Raw genomic sequence first — 19,183 nt, 5'->3', positions numbered from 1 at the left:
TGTTTTTCGCGCAGCGACAAACGGGGAGGGGGACCGCCGGTGCGAAGCGCCGGTGGTGGAGGGGTAGTTGCGCCAGATACCCCTCCACCACCAGCCCCTGCGGGTCTGGCGGTCCCCCTCCCCATTTATGCTTCGCAGAAATAGGGAGGATCTAGATAAGATCAGCCAGCCCCTCACGATAGGTCGGATAGCGCGGGCGCCAGCCGAGCACGCGCCGCGCCTTGCCGTTGGCGACGCGGCGGTTCTCGGCATAGAAGCCGCGCGCGGCGGGCGAGAGGCCGGCTTCGTCGAGCGCCTGCATCGGCGGCTGCGCGATGCCCGCGAGCCGGCAGGCCTCCTCGATCACCGCGTTCTGGCCACAGGGCAGGTCGTCGGCGAGATTGTAGGCGCCGGGCGGCGCCCCATCCCCCTTGGCAAGCGCCGCGATCACCCCGCTGGCGATGTCGGCGACGTGGACGCGGCTGAACACCTGGCCCGGCAGGTCGATCCGATGCGCCTTGCCCGCACGCACGCGATCGAGCGCCGAGCGTCCCGGCCCATAGATCCCCGGCAGCCGGAACACGCGCGCGCCGCGCGCCAGCCATTCGGCATCGGCCTCCACCCGCGCCGACCGCCGACCGCCGCCGACCGGCGCGGTCTCGTCGACCCAGGCACCGCCGGTATCGCCATAGACCCCGGTCGAGGACAGATAGCCGAGCCAGCCATGATCGAGCGCGTTGCCGTAGCGCGTCAGCACAGGGTCCACGCCCTCATCGGTTTCGGCGCCCGGCGGGACCGACGAGAGGACGTGGCTCGACTGTGCGAGCTCCTGCCGCACGCGATCCTCGTCGTCGAAGCGCAGGTTGCCGCCGCCGGTCCCCGCGACGCTCCAGCCCCGCACGCGCAACTCGGCGGCGATCACCCCGGCCGAATAGCCGAGCCCGAAAATAAACAGGCGTTTCATGGTGCCGATTGATAGCGCAGCCGCTGGCAATCGGAAGCACGCGCGCTAGATAGTTTGCATGGACATCGCCAGCAGACCGTCGACCCCGATCGAGAACCCCGAGACGGCGGACGCCGCCGTGCCGCCGCAGGCGCCCGCGGTGATTCGGCGCGAGGAATACCAGCCGCCCGAGTGGCTGGTGCCCGAGATCAGGCTCGATTTCACGCTCGACCTCGATTCGACCAAGGTTGTCACCACGCTCGCGGTCACGCAGAACCCCCAAGGTTCGGGCGGGCAGACCTTGCGGCTCAACGGTGACGGCGTGGCCGCGCACGCGGTGACGGTCGACGGCCAGGCCGCGAACGACTGGCGGATGGACGGGCAGGACCTGTTGATCGAGCTGACCGGCGCGAACCACACGGTCGAGATCGAGACCGTGGTGAACCCCACGGCAAACAGCCAGCTGATGGGGCTCTATGCCTCGAACGGCATGCTCTGCACCCAGTGCGAGGCCGAGGGTTTCCGTCGCATCGCCTTCTTCCCCGATCGTCCCGACGTGCTCAGCGTCTATTCGGTGCGGATGAGCGGCGACAAGGCGCGCTTCCCCGTGCTGCTGTCGAACGGCAACTGCACGGCACAGGGCGACAACGCGGACGGCACCCACTGGGCCGAATGGCACGATCCCTGGCCCAAGCCCTGCTATCTCTTCGCGCTGGTCGCGGGCGAGCTGATCGCCAACCACGCGCAGTTTACCACGGCAGGTGGCCGCCAGGTCGATCTCAACATCTGGGTCCGCCCCGGCGACGAGGACCGCACCCAGCACGCGATGGATTCGCTGATCGCCTCGATGAAATGGGACGAGGAGGCGTTCGGCCGCGAATACGACCTCGACCTGTTCAACGTCGTCGCGGTCTCGGACTTCAACATGGGGGCGATGGAGAACAAGGGACTCAACGTCTTCAACACGCGCTACGTGCTGGCCGACCCCGAGACCGCCACCGACGCCGACTACGACGCGGTCGAAGGCGTGATCGGTCACGAATACTTCCACAACTGGTCGGGCAACCGCATCACCTGCCGCGACTGGTTCCAGCTGAGCCTCAAGGAAGGCTTCACCGTGCTGCGCGACCAACTGTTCTCGGCGGACATGGGCTCCGAGGCGGTCAAGCGCATCGAGGACGTGCGCGTGCTGCGCTCGGCCCAGTTCCCCGAGGATTCGGGGCCGCTGGCGCATCCGATCCGGCCCGATTCCTACCAGGAGATCTCGAACTTCTACACCTCGACCGTCTACAACAAGGGCGCCGAGGTGATCCGCATGATGCGCTCGATGTCCGGCGTCGAGGCCTTCCGCAAAGGCACCGACCTCTACTTCGACCGGCACGACGGCGAGGCCGCGACCTGCGAGGACTTCATCCAGGCGATCGAGGACGGCGCCGGGCTCGATCTGACGCAGTTCCGCCAGTGGTACAGCCAGGCGGGCACGCCGAAGCTGCGCGTGCGGCTCGATCACGAGGGCGACGTCGCCACCCTGCACCTGTCGCAGGTCGTGCCCGCGACGCCGGGCCAGCCGGTCAAGCAGCCGATGCCGATCCCGCTGCGCCTCGCGCTGTTCGATCGCGACACCGGCCAGCATCGCGGCGAGGAACTGATCGTGCTCGACGCCGCCGAGGCGAGCTTCGCCTTCTCGGGCTTCACGCGCACGCCCGTGCTCTCGATCAACCGGGGCTTCACCGCCCCCGTGGCGATCGACAGCGACGTGCCGACCGCCGACCTCGTCTTCCTCGCGGCCAACGACGACGATCCCTTCGCGCGCTACGAAGCGATGCAGAGCCTGATCGTCCAGCACCTCGTCGCTGCCATCGACGGCGGTATCTTGTGTGACGCCGAGCGCCAGGCCGGGCGCGACGCGATCGGCCGCGCACTCGCGCCGGTGATCGACGACAAGGCGCTCGACGACCTGATGCGCGGCGAGCTGATGATCCTGCCCTCGGAGGCCTATCTCGCCGAACAGCTCAAGGTCGCCGATCCCGGCGCGATCCACGCCGAGCGCGAGGGGCTCAAGGCCTGGCTCGGCCGCGAGCTGAAGGACCGGCTGACCGCGCTGCACGACCGCGTCTCCGCCCTGCCCTATGGCCGCAGCGCCGAGGCGCGCGGCGCGCGCAAGCTCAAGACCCAGGCGCTGGTCTATCTCGCCGCGGGTGCACCCGAAGAGGCCGCCCGGCGCGCGGCGGCCCAATATGCCGCGGCCGACAACATGACCGACCGCCAGGGCGCGCTGATGGTGCTCTGCGGGCTCGATACGCCGGCTCGCGAAGAGGCTCTCGCCGATTTCCGCGAACGCTACGACGGCAATGCCCTGGTCATCGACAAGTGGTTCTCGCTCCAGGCGGGCTCGCTGCACCCCAAGGTGCTCGAACACGTCAAGGCGCTGGCCGCGCACCCCGATTTCACCCTGAGCAATCCCAACCGCGTCCGCGCGCTCTACATGTCCTGCGCGGTCAATCCCAAGGCGTTTCATGCCGAAAGCGGCGAGGGCTATCGCACGATCGCCGATCTGATCCTCGCGCTCGATCCGATCAACGCGCAGACCGCGGCACGCTTCGTCGCGCCGCTCGGCCGCTGGCGGCGGATCGAGCCCAAGCGCTCGGCGCTGATGCGCGCCGAGCTCGAGCGCGTGGCCAAGGCGCCCAAGCTGTCGCGCGACACGCTCGAGCAGGTGACCAAGAGCCTTGGCTGAACCCGTCGAAGTCAACCGCGCCGAGGTGCTCGCCGGCATTCCGCACGGCTTCCTCGGCCGGCGCGGCGGTGTCTCCACCGGGCTGGTCGCGGGGCTCAACATGGGCCTGGGTTCGGGCGACGACGCCGCAGCCGTCGCCGAGAATCGCGCGCGCGGCGGCGCAGCAGTGCTGCCCGGTGCGCCGATCGTCGCCTGCTATCAGGTCCATTCGCCCGACTGCGTGACCGTGACGGAACCCTGGAGCGACGCCGAGCGCCCGCAGGCCGACGCCCTGGCGACGAACCGCCACGGCCTGCTGCTCGGGATCGTCACAGCCGACTGCACGCCCGTGCTCTTCGCCGACCGCGAGGCCGGCGTGATCGGCGCTGCCCATGCCGGCTGGAAAGGCGCGATCGGCGGCGTCACCGACAACACGATCGCGGCGATGGAAGCCCTGGGTGCACGGCGCGGAGCGATCGTCGCGGCAATCGGACCGACGATCGCGCAGGCCAGCTACGAGGTCGACGAGGGCTTTCGGTCGCGTTTCCTCGAAAGCGATTCGGCAAACACGCGGTTTTTCATGGCTGGGAAGCCCGGCCACTGGCAGTTCGACCTGCCCGCCTATGTCGCCGCCAGGCTGGCCGCGGCGGGGGTCGGCCGGGTCGAGGACTTGGCGCTCGACACCTATGCCCAGGCCGACCGCTTCTATTCCTTCCGCCGCGCGACGCATCGCGGCGAGCCTGCCTATGGACGGCAGATGGCCTTGATCGGTCTCTCCGAACGCTAGCTGAACCTCGCCCGCGGGCGTGCTTAAAACGCCAAAAAGGCTGTTGGCACGGTGGATTTTCGCGTCTATCAGCGCGCCAAGCCGGGGTCCGGCATGGGTAAAACCGTGCAGAATTCGGCGTCAGGGGGCTACTTCGCGTAGCACTGGGCGAATAGGTCCGCACCTTTTCTCGGTAGCGGACATTAAAGCAAGGCAAGGTCAACCATGGCACATGATGCGGGCACTGACACTCCGGAACTTATTGCCGGAGATGGGGTGCGGCGGCGCGATTTCATCAACATTGCTGCAGTCAGCGCGGCTGGTGTGGGCGGTGCGCTCACTCTGATTCCGCTGATCAGCCAGATGGCCCCTTCGGCCGACGTTCTGGCGGAGAGCTCGGTCGAGATCGATCTCTCGCAGATCAAGCCGGGCCAGGCGATCAAGGGCATCTTCCGCAAGCAGCCCGTGTTCCTGCGCAATCTGACCCCGCACGAAATCTCCGAGGCCGACAAGGTCGCGGTTTCGAGCCTGCGTGACCCGCAGTCGCTGGCCGAGCGCACCAAGCCCGGCAAGGAAAACTGGCTGATCACCATGGGTGTCTGCACCCACCTCGGCTGCGTCCCGCTGGGCGCCGGCGAGGGCGAGGTCCGTGGCGAGTTCGGCGGCTACTTCTGCCCCTGCCACGGTTCGCACTACGACACCGCCGCCCGTATCCGTAAGGGCCCCGCGCCCAAGAACCTCGAGGTTCCGGTTTACGAGTTCACCTCCGACACCGTCGTCAAGATCGGCTGAGGCCAAGAGATTCGCTGAGGACAAACCATGAGCTTTCCCTGGGCCAATAATTACACCCCGCAGCATCCGTTCATGAAATGGATGGACGAGAAGCTGCCGGTGCCGCGTCTCGTCTACAACTCGGTGGGCGCCGGCTATCCCGTGCCGCGCAACCTGAACTACTGGTGGAACTTCGGTTTCATGGCGCTGACCTGCCTCGCGCTGCAGATCGTCACCGGTATCATCCTGGCGATGCACTACGCGGCCAACGCGGGCGTCGCCTTCGATTCGGTCGAGCACATCATGCGCGACGTCAATTGGGGCTGGATGCTGCGCTATGCGCACGCCAACGGCGCCTCGGCGTTCTTCGTGGTGATCTACATCCACATCTTCCGCGGTTTCTACTACGGCTCGTACAAGGCCCCGCGCGAAATGGTGTGGCTGCTCGGCGTCGTGATCTTCCTGCTGATGATGGCCACCGCCTTCATGGGTTACGTGCTGCCCTGGGGCCAGATGAGCTTCTGGGGTGCCAAGGTCATCACGGGCCTGTTCGGCGCGATCCCGCTCGTGGGTGAGCCGATCCAGCACTGGCTGCTCGGCGGCTTCGCTCCCGACAACGCCGCGCTGAACCGCTTCTTCTCGCTGCACTACCTGCTGCCCTTCGTGATCGTCGGCGTGGTCGTGCTGCACATCTGGGCGCTGCACATCCCGGGTTCGTCGAACCCGACCGGCGTCGAGGTGAAGAGCGAGAGCGACACCGTGCCGTTCTTCCCCTACTTCATCGCCAAGGACGGCTGGACGCTCGGCGCCTTCCTGTTCATCTACTGCGCCGCGGTGTTCTTCGCACCCAACGCGCTGGGCCACCCGGACAACTACATCCCGGCGAACCCGATGAGCACCCCGGCGCACATCGTTCCCGAATGGTACTTCTGGCCGTTCTACGCGATCCTGCGCGCCTTCACCTTCGACTTCTTCATCGTGCCGGCCAAGCTGATGGGCGTGCTCGCGATGTTCGGTGCGATCCTGGTCTGGTTCTTCCTGCCCTGGCTCGACAAGTCGCCGGTGCGCTCGGCCAACTACCGTCCGCTCTACCGCAAGTTCTTCTACGTGCTGGTGTTCTTCATGGCTGCGCTGTTCTACCTGGGTGGCGCCCCGGCTGCCGAACCCTACGTGATGATGAGCCAGGTCGCGGCGTTCTACTACTTCGCCCACTTCCTGATCATCGTGCCGATCGTCTCCTCGATCGAACGGCCCGATCCGCTGCCCTTCTCGATCACCGAGGCCGTTCTCGGCCACGACGAGAAGCCCGCTTCGGCTCCGGCCGCCTGACCCTCAGAGAGACGGAAAGACAGACACATGATCCGCATGCTCTCCATCCTCGTCGGGCTGTTCTTCACGGTCGCGCTGGCGTGGTCGTTCGGTAACGGCGCCTACAACGCGATCACCGAGCCCGCCGCGCCCACCGCCGAGCACGAGTTCCACAAGCACCCGAAGGAGCTCGAGCTCGCCAGCAACGGCGCGTTCGGCAAGTTCGACAAGGCCCAGCTGCAGCGCGGCTTCCAGGTCTACAAGGAAGTCTGCTCGGCCTGCCACTCGCTGCGCCTCGTCGCCTTCCGCGACCTGAAGCAGCTCGGCTACAACGACGACGAAGTGAAGGCGATCGCCGCCGGCTTCCAGGTCCCGGGTCTCGATCCGGCCACCGGCGAAGCCAACACCCGTCCGGGTCTGGCGACCGACTACTTCCCCAAGCCCTTCGCCAACGACATCGCCGCGCGCGCCGCCAACAACAATGCGGTTCCGCCCGACCTATCGCTGATGACCAAGGCCCGCCACGACGGCCCGGCCTACGTCTACTCGCTGCTGACCGGTTACCAGAACCAGCCGGCCGAGCTGCTCAAGAAGTTCCCGGATTCGAAGACCGGCCCGGGCCTTCACTACAACCCCTACTTCGCCAACCTGAACCTCGCGATGGCCCCGCCGCTGACCGCAGAGGGCCAGGTGACCTTCGGCGACGGCACCAAGTCGACGGTTCCGCAGATGGCCAAGGACGTTGCCGCGTTCCTCGTCTGGACCGCCGAGCCCAAGCTCGAGAAGCGTCACCAGACGGGCTGGCCGGTGCTGCTGTTCCTGCTGTTCGCCACGGTCCTGGGCAACCTCGCCTACCGCAACGTGTGGCGCAACACGAAGCACTGAGGTCCAGACCTCGACGGCTGAACGAAATGCCCCCTGCATCCACGCGATGCGGGGGGTTTTTCTTTATGGGATGACGTGATGACCATCGATGACCTCAAGGCGCTGGTGCGCTCGATCCCCGACTTCCCGATCCCGGGCATCCTGTTCCGCGACGTCACCACCCTGATCGGCGACGGCGACGGCTTCGCCGCGACGGTCGCGCTGCTCGCCGAGCAGGCGCAGGCGATGGGCGCGCAGGCGCTGGCGGGGATCGAGGCGCGGGGCTTCATCTTCGGCGCGGCCGCCGCGGCCAGGCTCGGCCTGCCCTTCGTGCCCGTGCGCAAGCCGGGCAAGCTGCCCGTCCCCGTGCTCGCGCTCGACTATGCGCTCGAATACGGCACGGGCACGCTCGAGATCGATCCCGATGCCGTGAGCCAGGGCCAGCGCGTTGTGGTGCTCGACGACCTGCTGGCGACGGGCGGCACCGCGCTCGCGGCGACGCAGTTGCTGCGCAAGGCCGGGGCCCTGGTCGAGGACGCGCTGTTCGTCATCGACCTGCCCGACCTCGGCGGCGCGGAACGGCTACGCGGCGCGGGGCTGCGGGTCACGGCACTGATGGATTTCCCGGGGCACTGAGCGCCCCCCGGGATCCTTCCCTGCAAGGGGAGGTGGCAGTCGCGCAGCGACTGACGGAGGGGTGTCGCCCTCTCGATAGCGGGACACCCCTCCACCACCGCCCTTCGACAGCTCAGGACGGCGGCCCCCCTCCCCCACAGGGGGAGGATCAAGTATGGCTCAAGCCGCCTTTTCGACCTTCTTGGTGTCCTTGGCTTCCTTCGGCAGGCCTTCCTCGACCAGCGCGTGGACGGCCTTCGAGGCCGCCACGGTGCCGAGTTCCATCAGCGCGAAGTGGTTCGCCTCGATCTCGGCGAGATCGTAGACGTAGTTGACCATCACGCCGTGCGACTGGCGCAGGCCGTTGGCCGAGAGATCGGCGTTGGCGTGAATCGCCTCGAGCCGGGCACCGTTGCCGAGGTGGAAGCGCGCGACCGAATCGGCCGGGCCACCACGCTTCGAACGCGCCGTCGTCAGGTAGCGCGCGGCCTCGCGGCGCAGCTCCTTGGCGGCGGGCACCTTGGCATCCTTGCCCTTTTCGCCCGCGAGCCACTTGGCGAAGCCCGGCACCGGCGACAAGGTCGCGGTGCACTTGAGCTGGGGCAGTTCTTCCTTGAGCAGGCCGACGACGCGCTTGATCAGGTAGTTGCCGAAAGGAATGCCGCGCAGGCCGTCCTGGCAGTTCGAGATCGAATAGAAGATCGCGTGGCTGGCCTTGTGCGGATCGACCGTCTTGCGCTTCTCCGCGGTGATCTGGGCGATGCCGCTGGGCAGTTCGTCGGTCAGCGCGACTTCGACGAAGATCAGCGGATCATCGTGCATCTGCGGGTGGAAGAAGCCGTAGCAGCGGCGATCGACCGGTTCGACGCGGCGGCGCAGTTCGTCCCAGCCGGCGATCTCGTGCACGGCCTCGTACTTGATGATACGCTCGAGCAGCGCCGCGGGCGAATCCCAGGCGATGCGGCGCAGTTCGAGGAAACCGGCGTTGAACCAGGCGGTGAAAGCGTCCTCGAGCTCCTGGTCGAGCGCCTTGAGGCCCGGGGTCTGTTCGGGCGCGTTCAGCAGGTCCGAACGCATGGCGATCAGCCGCTGCGTGCCCTGCGGCGCAAGGTTGAGCATGCCGATGAGCTTCTGGCTCGGCGATTCGGCGGCGTCGCTGAGCGCCTTGGCCGAGGCCTCGTCGCGCTTGTCCTGCCAACGCGCGATCGCCTTGTCGATCGCCACGGCATCGCGCGGATGCAGGTCGTGGATCTGCGCGAGAAAGGCCTGGCGCGCCTTGAGGTCGCTGGCTTCGTAGAGATCGAAGAAGGCCGAGGCGAGCGCCGGCCCCGAGGCCTTGCCGCGCAGCGAGAGCAGCGCGCCGGCCAGGTCGAGCAGGCCTTCGCTGCTGGCCGGACGCGGCGCGATGCCGATCCGCGAGAGCAGCTTGCCGAGCCGGGAATTCATCACGAGCTCGAGCGGGTTGCGCCGCGCAGGGCGCGACCGGGGCATATCCATCGCCAAATCCTTCTTCCCCGCCGGGACGGACGAGAGCGTCGGTCCGGACGATTCGGTCTTAACCACAGTCCGTTTAGAATGAATGACCTGACAATGCCGTGACAAGTGCCTGTGGACGCGGTGAAACGATTCAACGCTGCGGCGTGCCGGATGTTGCCGCCCGAAGCGCACGAGCAATGCTTCGAAGATTGACCACGCAGTCGCGCTCGGGCATTGGGAGCGCCACACGAGCGGGTATAGCTTAGTGGTAAAGCTCCAGCCTTCCAAGCTGGCTATGCGGGTTCGATTCCCGCTACCCGCTCCAATCCTCCCTTCTCACAAAATTTCAAATCGGCTATAAACGCCCCCGAATTCTGGTGCTTTGAGCCAGTCTTCGTCCATCGGCGTCTTACGGCATCTCACTGCATCTGCTCCGATTCGGGGGCCACAGTGGGGGCCAGCTGGACGAGAAGAAATTGGTCGCTCCGCTGCGACAGCGGCAGGAAGGGGCTCTTGTTATGCCACTTTCGGACATCGCCATTCGCAATGCTCGCCCCCGTGCCAAGCCATACAAGCTTGGAGACGCGTTGGGCCTGTTTCTTCTTGTGCAGCCGACAGGTGGCAAGCTCTGGCGAGTGAAGTACCGTTTCCACGGAAAAGAGAACAAACTGGCGGTCGGGATTTACCCTGCTGTAGGCCTTGCCGAGGCAAGGCGTCGATGTGAGGGTGTCAAACAGCTGTTAGCAGCTGGCAAAGACCCTTCTCGTGAAAGAAAGCGCGAGAAGATCCGGACTCGAATTCAAGCCGAAGCCACGTTTGAGGCCGTGGCCAATGAATATTGCGAAAAGCGGAAGCGGGATGGAGACAAAGGCTGGGCGAATAGTACTTCAGTTCGATGCAAATATCTGTTGTCTCTCCTTAAGAACTCGATAGGAAATCTGCCAATCAGCTCCATCGAGCCGGCCGATGTCCTTTTTGCAGTGCGCAAGATTGAGAAGACAGGCAAATTGGAGAGTGCGAGGAGGACTCTGCAACTCGCAGGCTCGGTGTTTCGCTATGCGGTGGCCACAGCGCGATTGTCCTCCGATCCGACGCGAGATCTCCGCGGAGCCCTCACTACCCCGACGGTATGCCATTACGGCGCGATCCTTGACCCTTCACGATTGGGCGAACTGTTGCGAGCGATGGATAGGTACGACGGCCAGTTCGTAACCCGTGCGGCAATGCGGTTGGCGCCCCACCTGTTTGTCCGCCCCGGCGAGCTAAGGCAGGCGGAATGGGAAGAGATCAATCTTGAGCACGCACTTTGGACAATCCCTGGCCGCAAGACGAAGACGCGCAAGGACCACTTGGTGCCTCTATCACGGCAATCGATCGAGATGTTCAGACAGGTGCGCGCATTGACGGGGCCAAGCGGATACGTCTTTCCGTCTATGCAGACTCCAAACCGGTCGATGAGTGGCAACACGATCAATGCCGCCCTGCGACGCCTCGGCTTTGCTAGCGATGAGATGACGTCTCATGGCTTTCGGGCCACCGCTTCCACTCTTTTGAATGAAAGCGGGAAATGGCACCCGGACACCATCGAGCGGGCGCTGGGACATGGCGACGCGGACAATGTGCGATCTGCCTATCATCGCGGTGCACATTGGCAGGAACGAGTGGCAATGGCTCAGTGGTGGAGCGACCATCTCGATCAACTCCGACAGCCGCGCAGCAGTCCCGCCAATTAAGCCGGCAATTAGCTGCTGATCCAGGCCTATTTGGCTAGAGGCGCGTCTTTCTCGAGCCTGTAGCAATAGGTGCTGTCGGCGCTGTCTTCGCCCGGCTCGCCCATGACCAGGCGCACCTCGCCGTCGACTTCTTCGCGGCGCACGGGAAGTTTCTCCCAGCGGTCGAAGCCGATCGCGCGGTTGAGCATGATCGCGGCGGGGTTGGTCGACAGGACGTAGCCCGTCACCATGGCGACCCCGGCGTTCGCGAACAGCCAGTCGATCAGCGCACGACCCGCGATCTGCAGCAGTTTGGGGTGCCCGCCGCGTTCGCCGCGCATGGCATTGTCGAGCAGCACCGTGTCGTGGGTCAGTTCCTTGAAGCCGAAATGGCCGATCAGCACGTCGTCGGCCTCGATCAGGAAGATCATCTGGGTCGACGACGCGAGCACGCCGTTGCGCAGCCAGTTGCGCGTGCGGTCGGGTGTCGCGGTGAACTGGGTCAGGAACGAGCCCATGCTGGCGTTGCGCCAGTCGGTCAGCTTGCCGATCACCGTGTCGTCGGCCAGATGCGCCTCGGTCAGCGGCGCCAGGCGGCCGATCAGGGCGCCGGCGTCGTCGTGCAGTTCGATCGCCAGGCGCTCGCGCCCCTCGACCACGTCGCGGATCCGGCCCGCGATCCGGTTCGCCGGCTCAGGCGACATCGTCGCGCGCCAGCAGGGCACCGGCCTCGACGTCGCGCGCCAGGGTGCGGCCGATCAGCGTTGCAAGTTCGGTCGGCGGGATGCCGTCGCCGGGGCGTTTGGTCTCGAGATCGCCGGCGGCCAGGACCTCACCGGCCTTGAGGCCGCGCGCCGCGATCACGCTGCGCCGCATCTTGGGGATCTGGGCGAGCTCGGCATCGCTCAGCAGGCGTTCGGTCCCGCCGAGCGCGGCATGGACCGTGCGGCAGGCGGCGATCATCCGCGCCATGTCCGCCGGCTCGGTCGCCATCTGGTTGTCCATGCCGATCTTGCTGCTGTCGAGCGTGAAATGCTTCTCGATCAGGCAGGCGCCCAGCGCCACGGCCGCGGCGGGGATCTCGCTGCCCAGGCTGTGATCCGAATAGCCGATGGGATGCGCGGGAAACGCCTCGCGCAGCCCTTCGATGTTGCGCAGGCGGATCGTTTCGGGCGGCGAGGGATAGACCGAGGTGCAGTGCAGGATGACGATCTCGCCATTGCCCGCCGCTTCGATCGTCTCCACCGCGCGCACGATCTCGTCGAGCCTGCCCATGCCCGTCGACAGCACCAGCGGCACGCCGAGACCGGCCAGGTGCGCCAGATAGGGCAGGTTGTTGAGCTCCATCGAGGCCACCTTGAGGAAGGGGACGCGGCAGGTTGCGACCAGGAATTCGGCTTCGGCATGCGAATAAGGGGTGGAGGCGAAGTCGATCCCCACCGCGCGGCAATGGGCGGCGAGTTCGGCGAGTTCGGCATCGCTAAGCGCGAACTTCGTGACCATGCGCTTGGCGATGGGGTTCTGCCGGTAATAGGCCTCCGAATAGAGCGATTCCGCGCTCCACGACTGGAATTTGACGCAGTCGCACCCCGCCGCCTTGGCCTCGTCGATCATCGATCGGGCGGTATCCAGGTTGCCGAAGTGGCTCGTGTTGAGTTCGGCGACGAAATAAGGGGCGAGATAGTCGCCGACCAGCCGTCCGTTGGGCAATGCGATGGAAGACATGGGCAGCTACTCGTTGCTTTACTGGTCGATCGGATCGACGATCATTTCCGACAGGAACAGGTCGCGGTCGAGGAACGGCGCCTGGTCCTCGAGCGGACGGCGCACGAAGCGACGGTCGACCGCGCTGCGCGTGTGCCACATCTCGATATAGCCCTGATCCTCGCGGCCGAAAATCTCGCAGAGCACGGGGCCGCTGCGCGCGAACAGGTCGCTCAGGCCGCCGCGCAGATCCTCGGGCTTTTCGATCGTCGTGTAGTCGAGGCCGAAGCAGGCGGCGACCTGCGAGAATTCGGGGCAGCTCACGCCATTGGCCGGGTCGGTGCCGATCACGCGCTTGCGGAACAGCTCCTGCTGCCGCCGCCGGATGATCGAATAGACGTTGTTGTTGATGACCACGATCTTGATCGGCAGCGCATGATACCGGATCGTCTCCAGCTCCTGCAGGTTCATCATGATCGAGCCGTCGCCGATCACCGCCACCACCGGGCCTTGGCCCGCGAAACAGGCGCCGATCGCCGCGGGCAGGGCGAAGCCCATCGCCCCCTGCATCGCCGGATGCACACAGGCTTGGCCCTCGGCGAAGCGCACGTTGCTCGGCAGGATCACGTCGTTGAGCCCCGAATCGACGACCAGCGCCGCCGCCGGGGGCAACAGGTCGGACAGGCCCTCCGCCAGCTCGTAGAGATCGACCCGCTCGGTGTCGCGGAAGGCGGGCTCGACCTCGGCGAACAGCGCCTTCCAGTGCCGGCACTTGGCCACCCAGGCGGGATCGGTTCGCTTGGTCGTCGCGTCTTCCAGCGCTTCGAGGAAGCGCGCGACGTCGGCCTCGACGAAGCGGTCGATCCTGATGCCGTCCTTGCTGTGCTCGACGGGATCGATGTCGACCACGATGGTCTGCGCATGGCGCGCGAACTTGCAGAACTCGGGTCCGGTGACGAGCGAGGTCAGCCGGCAGCCGAGCACAAGCACGAGGTCGGCGTTCTGCACGGCGAAATTGCCCGCGCGCGAACAGCCTTGCGCCCCGACCGACCCCAGCGAGAGGTCATGCTGGCTGCCATAGGCATCGGGCGCCGACGGCGCATAGGTCACCGGAATGTCGCGGTCCTCGACGAAGCGGCGCAGCGCCGCCTCGGCCCCGCTCGATCGCACGCCGCTGCCGATCAGTACCACCGGCCGCTCGGCCGCGGCCAGCGCGGCGGCGACTTCGCGGACAGTCGCTGCATCGGGGCACGGGCGATCCTGCTCGCTGTCGAAGCGCGGGACCGGAATCGCGTCGAGGTCGATCTGTGCGCTTTGCAGGTCGAGCGGCACGTCGATCCAGACCGGTCCCTTGCGCCCCGACTGGGCCAGATGCAGCGCGGTTTCCAGCGCCTCGACGATCTCCTCGGCCGCGGTGATCATCCGCGCATATTTGGTGATCGGTTCGACCAGCGCGACGATGTCGGCCTCCTGCTGGCCATAGGTCCGCAGCGGAATGCCGGTGAAGCGGGTGGTCTCGCGCAGCACGTTCTGGCCCGAGATGAACACGCAGGGCACGCCGTCCTGCCAGGCCGAGAGCACGCCGGTGATCGCATTGGTCGAGGCGCAGCCGGTCGAGACCAGGCAACCACCGAGACCGCCGGTGCGGCTGGCATAGCCCACCGCGGCGAAGGCGGCCGACTGCTCGTGGTGGACCGAGACCGCGGTCAGGTCGGCATTCTTGGCCAGCGCATCGGTCAGGAACAGCGCGCCGCGCCCCGTGACGAGGAACAGATGGCCGATGCCGGCCTCCGCCAGTCGCTGCATGATGTAGTCGGCAACGCGCATGGGGTTCCGCCTAAAGCCTCAGGTCCGGGGTTTGAAGCGGTCGAGGATCGCGGGCACCGCGACGACGAAGTCGCCGCTGCACGCCGCCTGGCCGTCGACCGTGCTGCGCACCGATCCCTTGGCCACGCCGCGCTTGAACGAGTCCAGGCTGGCCTCGATCGTCAGCACGTCGCCGGGCACGATCTTGCGCTTGAACTTGACGTTGTCGATCGAGACGAAGCTCGTCTTCATGCCCTGGTATTCCTCGATGCAGAGGAAGCTCATGATGAAGGTCTGCGCCAGCGATTCGATCTGGACGAAGCCGGGCACGTTGGGGTCGTCCTCGAAATGCCCGGGGAAGAACCACTCGTTGTAGGTGAAGCACTTGATGGCCGTGGCGCTCTTGCCCGGATCGAAGGCGATCACGCGGTCGATCAGCAGCACCGGGAAGCGGTTGCGCTGGTGATGGATGATCGCCTGGATGTCGAGCGTCGCCGCGGCCTCGCGCATCAGACGGGCTCGATCTTCACGTCGTACTTGCTCAGGATCGCCTTGCCCGCCTCGTAGCTCGAGAACTCGATGATGTCGTCGATGTCGAGCTCGATGGCGAAGGCCTCTTCCAGCGCCGCGATCAGCGCCATGTGGCCGACGCTGTCCCAGGATTCGACCTCCTGGTACTTGAGCGCGGCCAGATCCTTCGGTTCCAGCAGGAACGTCTCGATGAAGGCTGCATCATACTTCTCGGCGCTGCTCATTTACTGCCTTCCTTGCCCATTTCCCCGGTCGCGAAGCACTGTGTCACGTCGCGGTGCTCACGCGCTATGCACGATCCGCGAGAGTTCTTCGACCAGCATATAGCCATCCCAGACGACGCCCATGTCGAGCGCCTTGCCCACCGGCACCACCCGGTCGATCCCGGGCAGCCCGCGGTCGACGATGAAGTCCACCACCTCCTGCCGGTCCACGCCGAAGCAGGTGAGCGTCTGATAGCGCTCGGTGACGATCGCCGCCAAACCTTCGAGGTCTTCCGCCGCATGTTCGAAGAAGGTGCCGAACTGGCCGCGATGCGCGGCGATGTCGGCGGGCAGGGCGGTGAGCGCGATGCGGTAGATCAGGTTGCCGTGGCGCGTGGCGCTTCGCACTTCCGCGACTTCGCTGGCCGTCCGGCACAAGTGGGTGAACTTGTCGACCGTCCGCGCATCGGCCAGCGGATAGGCGGCCTGCACCACGCGTTCGAGCGCCGGCCAGAAGCGTTGTTGCGCCGCCGCCACGCTCGCATCGGACCCGCGCCACAGCACGAGATGCGGTGACGAGCAGCCGTTCTGGTCGAACAGATAGCTGTCGTTGAAGAACCCGCGCACGAGCTCGGCCAGCGCCTTGTCGTCGGTCGCGAGCACCGCCTCGGCGCCGAGCAGGCACAGCGAATAGCGATCGGCGAAGGCGACGTCGACGCAGCGCGGGTGCGCGGGAAGTCGCTTGAGGTGCGCCACGGTCGCGTCGCCGCCCCAGATCATCCGGCCCTGACATTCGGCCGAGAGCGCGGCGGTGATCGCGTCGTCGCGCGGATAGCGCACGAGCCGGTTCATCGATGCCACCCGCGCATGTTCGGGCCGGTCGAACAGCGCGGCGATCGCGTCGCAGATAATCTCGACCTGGACGAAGCCCTCGGGAATGCGCACCAGGTTGGCATTGCCCGCGAGCAGGCCGAAGGCGAACGAATAGGCGAAGTTCACCGGCACGTTGCTCGGCGCGATATGCAGCACCAGTCCGCGCCCGAGCCGCGCATGGCGCCGGTCGAACTCGGCCGAGAGCCGCGCGAGATTGGCTGCGCGGCACCAGAAGGCGAAGGTCGCCACGTCGGGATGCTCGCGGACCTCGGCCTGGCTCAGCAGCGCCTTCGACAGCGCCGCCAGGAAGGCCAGCACCGGCTCGGCATAGGGCTTGAGCGGGCGCCGATCGAGCGTGCCCAGCGGTCCGCCGACGCGGATGGTCAACGGCAGATCAGGCAGCGGCTTCATAGGTGTCGCTACAGCCGCGGACTTCGGCGCGGGCCACGCGTCCGGCGATGGTGAAATGAGTGCCGCGCCGCCCGCAGGCGCAGTGGTCGAGGCCCTCGATCCGGCCGAGGTCCTCGGTCAGCAGGGCATGGCCCGGATAGGAGCGCGGGATCATCGACAGAACTTCGACGAGGCCCGTCTCGCCCGGTGGCAGGGTGCTGAAATCGCCGAGGTCGCGGACGATGACATCGGCATAGGCCGGCGCATGGAGAAAGCCCTCCTCGCATTCGAGGAAGATCGAGCCCGTCTGCTCGACCATGCCGTAATAGTTCACCACCCGGTCGATCCCGGCGCAGTCCTGCAGGGTGGCGCGGAAATCGCGGCTGGAGACCGCCTCGTCCTGCAGCTTCTTCCAGCCGCCGCCGTGCAGCAGCACCCCCTGGTCGATCGCCAGTCGCTGCCCCAAGGCCTGCAGCGGCTTGTAGAAGTGCTGCCAGATCATGAAGGTGAAGCCGAACAGGAACACCGGCTGGCCGGCATGCCGATCGAGAAAGGCCTCGATCGCCGGCAGGTCGAGGTTCATCTTATCGTCGAGCGCATAGGTCACGTTCTGGCCGAACATCGAGAAGCCGAGGATGCCCGCGCCTCGCGCCGAAAAGGCGTTGCGGTCCTTGAGCACGGAGGGCGAATCGATGACCAGCATCGGCAGGCGCTTGCGGCCGATCACTTCGCCCATGATGCGCGACAGGATCTTGGTCTGCAGCGCGGAGGTCTCGCGGTCGAGGAAGATCCGCGAGACCTGCTGGCCGCTGGTGCCCGACGAGGTCATGGTCTTGAACACCTGATCCTCGGGCACGCTGCGCAGGTCCATTTCCTTGAACAGCCGCACGGGGATGAACGGCACCTGGGCCAGGGTCTGCACCGGTCCGTCCGCGTCGGTGGCGACGTCGAGGATCCGGGCATAGGCCGGGCAATGCTGGCGGTGCCATTCGGTCAGCGCGTTCATCGTCTGCGTCAGCGCCGCGGCCTTGGCTTCCGCGTCCATGGCGAAAGGCGGCTGGTCGAGCCAGAAGGTGGGATCGAGGCCCGTCATGCCAGCAGCACCTTCTCCAGCCCGTCGAGCAGTCCGTAGAGGACCTTGCCCGCATCATTGCGCGGCACGCGGTCGATGGCAAAGACACCGATCGCCTGCGGCGTGACTTTCAGCTCGGCCGCCAGCGTCTTCTTCACCTGCTTGCCGACCTCGGCATCGGCATCGACGAGATAGACGTCGAGGCGATCGTCACGCCCGCCACACACCGCCTGATGGCCGGCGGCCTGGAGCGCATGCTCGACGTCCTGCAGGTTGATCCGGTTACCGAACAGCTTCACGAAGCGCTTGAGCCGCCCGACGATCGTGAAATCGCCCTCGGCGTCGCGCGTGGCGAGGTCGCCGGTGTGCAGCAGGCCCTGCCACTCGTCGCCGCGGCCGAGGTCGGCATGGCTCTCGGCATAACCCAGCGCCACGTTCGGTCCGCGATAGACGAGCTGGCCCGGCCGATCGGGCTCGGCCACGCGGGTGCCGTCCTCGTCCTCGAGCCATAGTTCGCCGCCGGGAATGGCCTGGCCGATCGAACCCGGCTTGGTCGCGGCCTTGTCGGGCGGCAGATAGGCCATGCGTGCGGTCGCCTCGGTCTGCCCGTACATCACGAAAAGGCGCCGGTTCCGCTCGGCACAGAGCACGGCGAAGTCCCGGACCAGCGCCGGATCCATGCGTCCGCCAGCCTGCGTCATGGTGCGAAGGTCGGGCAGGTCCATCTTCGCGAAACGCAGTTTGGCGAGCATTTCGTAGTGATAGGGCACGCCGGCGAAGCTGGTCACCCGGGCATCGCGCAGGAAGTCCCAGAAGCCACGGTCGAACAGTGTCTTGGCGGTCAGCGCGATCGTGCTGCCCGCGAGCAGGTGGCTGTGCAGCACCGACAGGCCGTAGGAATAAGTCAGCGGCAGGCTGGTGACCGGCACGTCGTCGGCGCCGATGCCCAGATAGTCGCGGATCGCGCGGGCATTGCCCAGCAGGTTGCCCTGCGAAAGCCGCACGAAGCGCGGGCTCCCCGTGCTGCCCGAAGTGCCGAGCAGCAGCGCCAGATCGTCGTGCAGCGGCACGGCCACCGACGTGCGCCGCGCGAGCAGGCCATAGCCGCGCTCGGACAGCACCAGGTCGGCGTCGGGGACATCGGCCATGCGCGCTTCGGGCAGCCAGAGGAAGCTTGGCTCGTAGGCTGCGATCAAAGTTTGCAGTCGCGGCGTCGGCAGTCCGGTCGCCACCATCATCGGCACCGCCTGCGCCTGCAGCAGCGCCAGGTAGCCGAGCGCGCCGCCCGGGTCGTTGTCGCTGAGGCACATCACCAGCCGTCCTCGGCAGGCGGCGATCTCCGGCCGCTGGGTCAGATCGGCGAGCGCGGCGACCGCGATCTCCGCCCCGTCGTCGGTCCTGAACAGCGGGCGCGTCCCATAGGCGGCGGCCAGGTCCGCGAACATGTCACCCAT

Annotated in this window: 17 protein-coding genes and 1 tRNA gene; 8 read left to right on the top strand and 10 right to left on the bottom strand. The window is 66.5% G+C overall.

From position 1 onward, the window contains the following. Positions 1–151: 151 nt before the first annotated feature. On the bottom strand, positions 152–943 hold the full coding sequence (locus OLX23_RS09860) for an SDR family NAD(P)-dependent oxidoreductase (protein WP_264444756.1): 792 nt from the start codon (positions 941–943) through the stop codon (positions 152–154). A gap of 58 nt (positions 944–1,001) precedes the next feature. On the opposite strand from OLX23_RS09860, the gene pepN reads away from it, so the two are divergent. From pepN to OLX23_RS09830, 6 genes are all read left to right on the top strand, one after another. Beyond that, on the top strand, positions 1,002–3,659 hold the full coding sequence (gene pepN, locus OLX23_RS09855) for an aminopeptidase N (RefSeq protein WP_264444755.1): 2,658 nt from the start codon (positions 1,002–1,004) through the stop codon (positions 3,657–3,659). Continuing rightward, positions 3,652–4,425, top strand: a complete 774-nt coding sequence (gene pgeF / locus OLX23_RS09850; protein ID WP_264444753.1) for a peptidoglycan editing factor PgeF — start codon at positions 3,652–3,654, stop codon at positions 4,423–4,425. Before pepN ends, pgeF begins: the two co-directional genes overlap by 8 nt. A 204-nt stretch (positions 4,426–4,629) precedes the next feature. Further along, positions 4,630–5,196, top strand: coding sequence for a ubiquinol-cytochrome c reductase iron-sulfur subunit (gene petA, locus OLX23_RS09845; RefSeq protein ID WP_264444752.1), 567 nt, complete (start codon positions 4,630–4,632; stop codon positions 5,194–5,196). Positions 5,197–5,223: 27 nt separating this feature from the next. Continuing rightward, positions 5,224–6,504: a cytochrome b gene (locus OLX23_RS09840; RefSeq protein ID WP_264444751.1), complete on the top strand. Its 1,281-nt coding sequence runs from the start codon at positions 5,224–5,226 to the stop codon at positions 6,502–6,504. Positions 6,505–6,531: 27 nt separating this feature from the next. After that, a complete protein-coding gene (locus tag OLX23_RS09835; protein WP_264444750.1) occupies positions 6,532–7,368 on the top strand; it encodes a cytochrome c1 in 837 nt (278 codons plus the stop codon). Positions 7,369–7,446: 78 nt separating this feature from the next. Next, entirely contained in the window at positions 7,447–7,983 is a 537-nt protein-coding gene (locus OLX23_RS09830) for an adenine phosphoribosyltransferase (protein ID WP_264444748.1), read from the top strand. A gap of 159 nt (positions 7,984–8,142) precedes the next feature. Here OLX23_RS09830 and OLX23_RS09825 read toward each other — a convergent pair whose 3' ends face one another. Next, entirely contained in the window at positions 8,143–9,459 is a 1,317-nt protein-coding gene (locus OLX23_RS09825; RefSeq protein ID WP_264444746.1) for a malonyl-CoA decarboxylase, read from the bottom strand. Between the two features lie 230 nt (positions 9,460–9,689). Here OLX23_RS09825 and OLX23_RS09820 point away from each other — a divergent pair. After that, positions 9,690–9,763 (top strand) — tRNA-Gly (locus tag OLX23_RS09820). A 193-nt stretch (positions 9,764–9,956) separates the two neighbouring features. Beyond that, positions 9,957–11,171, top strand: coding sequence for a tyrosine-type recombinase/integrase (locus OLX23_RS09815; protein WP_264444744.1), 1,215 nt, complete (start codon positions 9,957–9,959; stop codon positions 11,169–11,171). Between the two features lie 26 nt (positions 11,172–11,197). Here the strand turns inward: OLX23_RS09815 and OLX23_RS09810 are convergent, their stop codons facing one another. The 8 genes from OLX23_RS09810 to OLX23_RS09775 are packed head-to-tail and all read right to left on the bottom strand — an operon-like array spanning position 11,198 to position 19,183. Beyond that, positions 11,198–11,854 (bottom strand): GNAT family N-acetyltransferase, encoded by a 657-nt coding sequence (locus OLX23_RS09810; RefSeq protein ID WP_264444742.1) that lies wholly within the window; start codon positions 11,852–11,854, stop codon positions 11,198–11,200. Beyond that, complete coding sequence (locus OLX23_RS09805) at positions 11,844–12,875, bottom strand: N-acetylneuraminate synthase family protein (protein WP_264444741.1); 1,032 nt, start codon at positions 12,873–12,875, stop codon at positions 11,844–11,846. Before OLX23_RS09805 ends, OLX23_RS09810 begins: the two co-directional genes overlap by 11 nt. Before the next feature lie 18 nt (positions 12,876–12,893). After that, complete coding sequence (locus tag OLX23_RS09800) at positions 12,894–14,681, bottom strand: thiamine pyrophosphate-binding protein (protein ID WP_264444740.1); 1,788 nt, start codon at positions 14,679–14,681, stop codon at positions 12,894–12,896. An 18-nt stretch (positions 14,682–14,699) separates the two neighbouring features. Continuing rightward, complete coding sequence (fabZ, locus tag OLX23_RS09795) at positions 14,700–15,170, bottom strand: 3-hydroxyacyl-ACP dehydratase FabZ (protein WP_264444739.1); 471 nt, start codon at positions 15,168–15,170, stop codon at positions 14,700–14,702. Continuing rightward, positions 15,170–15,415, bottom strand: coding sequence for a phosphopantetheine-binding protein (locus OLX23_RS09790; protein ID WP_264444737.1), 246 nt, complete (start codon positions 15,413–15,415; stop codon positions 15,170–15,172). The genes fabZ and OLX23_RS09790 overlap by 1 nt, the downstream gene beginning before the upstream one ends. Before the next feature lie 57 nt (positions 15,416–15,472). After that, the gene (locus tag OLX23_RS09785; RefSeq protein WP_264444736.1) at positions 15,473–16,678 is read right to left on the bottom strand and encodes an acyl-CoA reductase; all 1,206 of its coding nucleotides are present in this window, start codon (positions 16,676–16,678) and stop codon (positions 15,473–15,475) included. Continuing rightward, positions 16,662–17,750, bottom strand: a complete 1,089-nt coding sequence (locus OLX23_RS09780; RefSeq protein ID WP_264444734.1) for an acyl-protein synthetase — start codon at positions 17,748–17,750, stop codon at positions 16,662–16,664. Before OLX23_RS09780 ends, OLX23_RS09785 begins: the two co-directional genes overlap by 17 nt. Then, a complete protein-coding gene (locus OLX23_RS09775; protein ID WP_264444733.1) occupies positions 17,747–19,183 on the bottom strand; it encodes an AMP-binding protein in 1,437 nt (478 codons plus the stop codon). The genes OLX23_RS09780 and OLX23_RS09775 overlap by 4 nt, the downstream gene beginning before the upstream one ends.

The organism is Novosphingobium sp. JCM 18896 (genome assembly GCF_025938095.1).
Lineage (GTDB): Bacteria > Pseudomonadota > Alphaproteobacteria > Sphingomonadales > Sphingomonadaceae > Novosphingobium.
The sequence above is the reverse complement of the archived record's forward strand: the minus strand, read 5'-3'. Positions and strand labels throughout refer to the sequence as shown.

What these genes read in the sequence shown, in the direction of transcription:
- OLX23_RS09805 (WP_264444741.1), bottom strand. Translation starts at nt 12,875, where the DNA reads ATGTCTTCCATCGCATTGCCCAACGGACGGCTGGTCGGCGACTATCTC.
- OLX23_RS09810 (WP_264444742.1), bottom strand. Translation starts at nt 11,854, where the DNA reads ATGTCGCCTGAGCCGGCGAACCGGATCGCGGGCCGGATCCGCGACGTG.
- OLX23_RS09800 (WP_264444740.1), bottom strand. Translation starts at nt 14,681, where the DNA reads ATGCGCGTTGCCGACTACATCATGCAGCGACTGGCGGAGGCCGGCATC.
- OLX23_RS09835 (WP_264444750.1), top strand. Translation starts at nt 6,532, where the DNA reads ATGATCCGCATGCTCTCCATCCTCGTCGGGCTGTTCTTCACGGTCGCG.
- pepN (WP_264444755.1), top strand. Translation starts at nt 1,002, where the DNA reads ATGGACATCGCCAGCAGACCGTCGACCCCGATCGAGAACCCCGAGACG.
- OLX23_RS09860 (WP_264444756.1), bottom strand. Translation starts at nt 943, where the DNA reads ATGAAACGCCTGTTTATTTTCGGGCTCGGCTATTCGGCCGGGGTGATC.
- fabZ (WP_264444739.1), bottom strand. Translation starts at nt 15,170, where the DNA reads ATGCGCGAGGCCGCGGCGACGCTCGACATCCAGGCGATCATCCATCAC.
- OLX23_RS09825 (WP_264444746.1), bottom strand. Translation starts at nt 9,459, where the DNA reads ATGGATATGCCCCGGTCGCGCCCTGCGCGGCGCAACCCGCTCGAGCTC.
- OLX23_RS09785 (WP_264444736.1), bottom strand. Translation starts at nt 16,678, where the DNA reads ATGAAGCCGCTGCCTGATCTGCCGTTGACCATCCGCGTCGGCGGACCG.
- OLX23_RS09830 (WP_264444748.1), top strand. Translation starts at nt 7,447, where the DNA reads ATGACCATCGATGACCTCAAGGCGCTGGTGCGCTCGATCCCCGACTTC.
- petA (WP_264444752.1), top strand. Translation starts at nt 4,630, where the DNA reads ATGGCACATGATGCGGGCACTGACACTCCGGAACTTATTGCCGGAGAT.
- OLX23_RS09815 (WP_264444744.1), top strand. Translation starts at nt 9,957, where the DNA reads ATGCCACTTTCGGACATCGCCATTCGCAATGCTCGCCCCCGTGCCAAG.
- OLX23_RS09775 (WP_264444733.1), bottom strand. Translation starts at nt 19,183, where the DNA reads ATGGGTGACATGTTCGCGGACCTGGCCGCCGCCTATGGGACGCGCCCG.
- OLX23_RS09780 (WP_264444734.1), bottom strand. Translation starts at nt 17,750, where the DNA reads ATGACGGGCCTCGATCCCACCTTCTGGCTCGACCAGCCGCCTTTCGCC.
- OLX23_RS09790 (WP_264444737.1), bottom strand. Translation starts at nt 15,415, where the DNA reads ATGAGCAGCGCCGAGAAGTATGATGCAGCCTTCATCGAGACGTTCCTG.
- OLX23_RS09840 (WP_264444751.1), top strand. Translation starts at nt 5,224, where the DNA reads ATGAGCTTTCCCTGGGCCAATAATTACACCCCGCAGCATCCGTTCATG.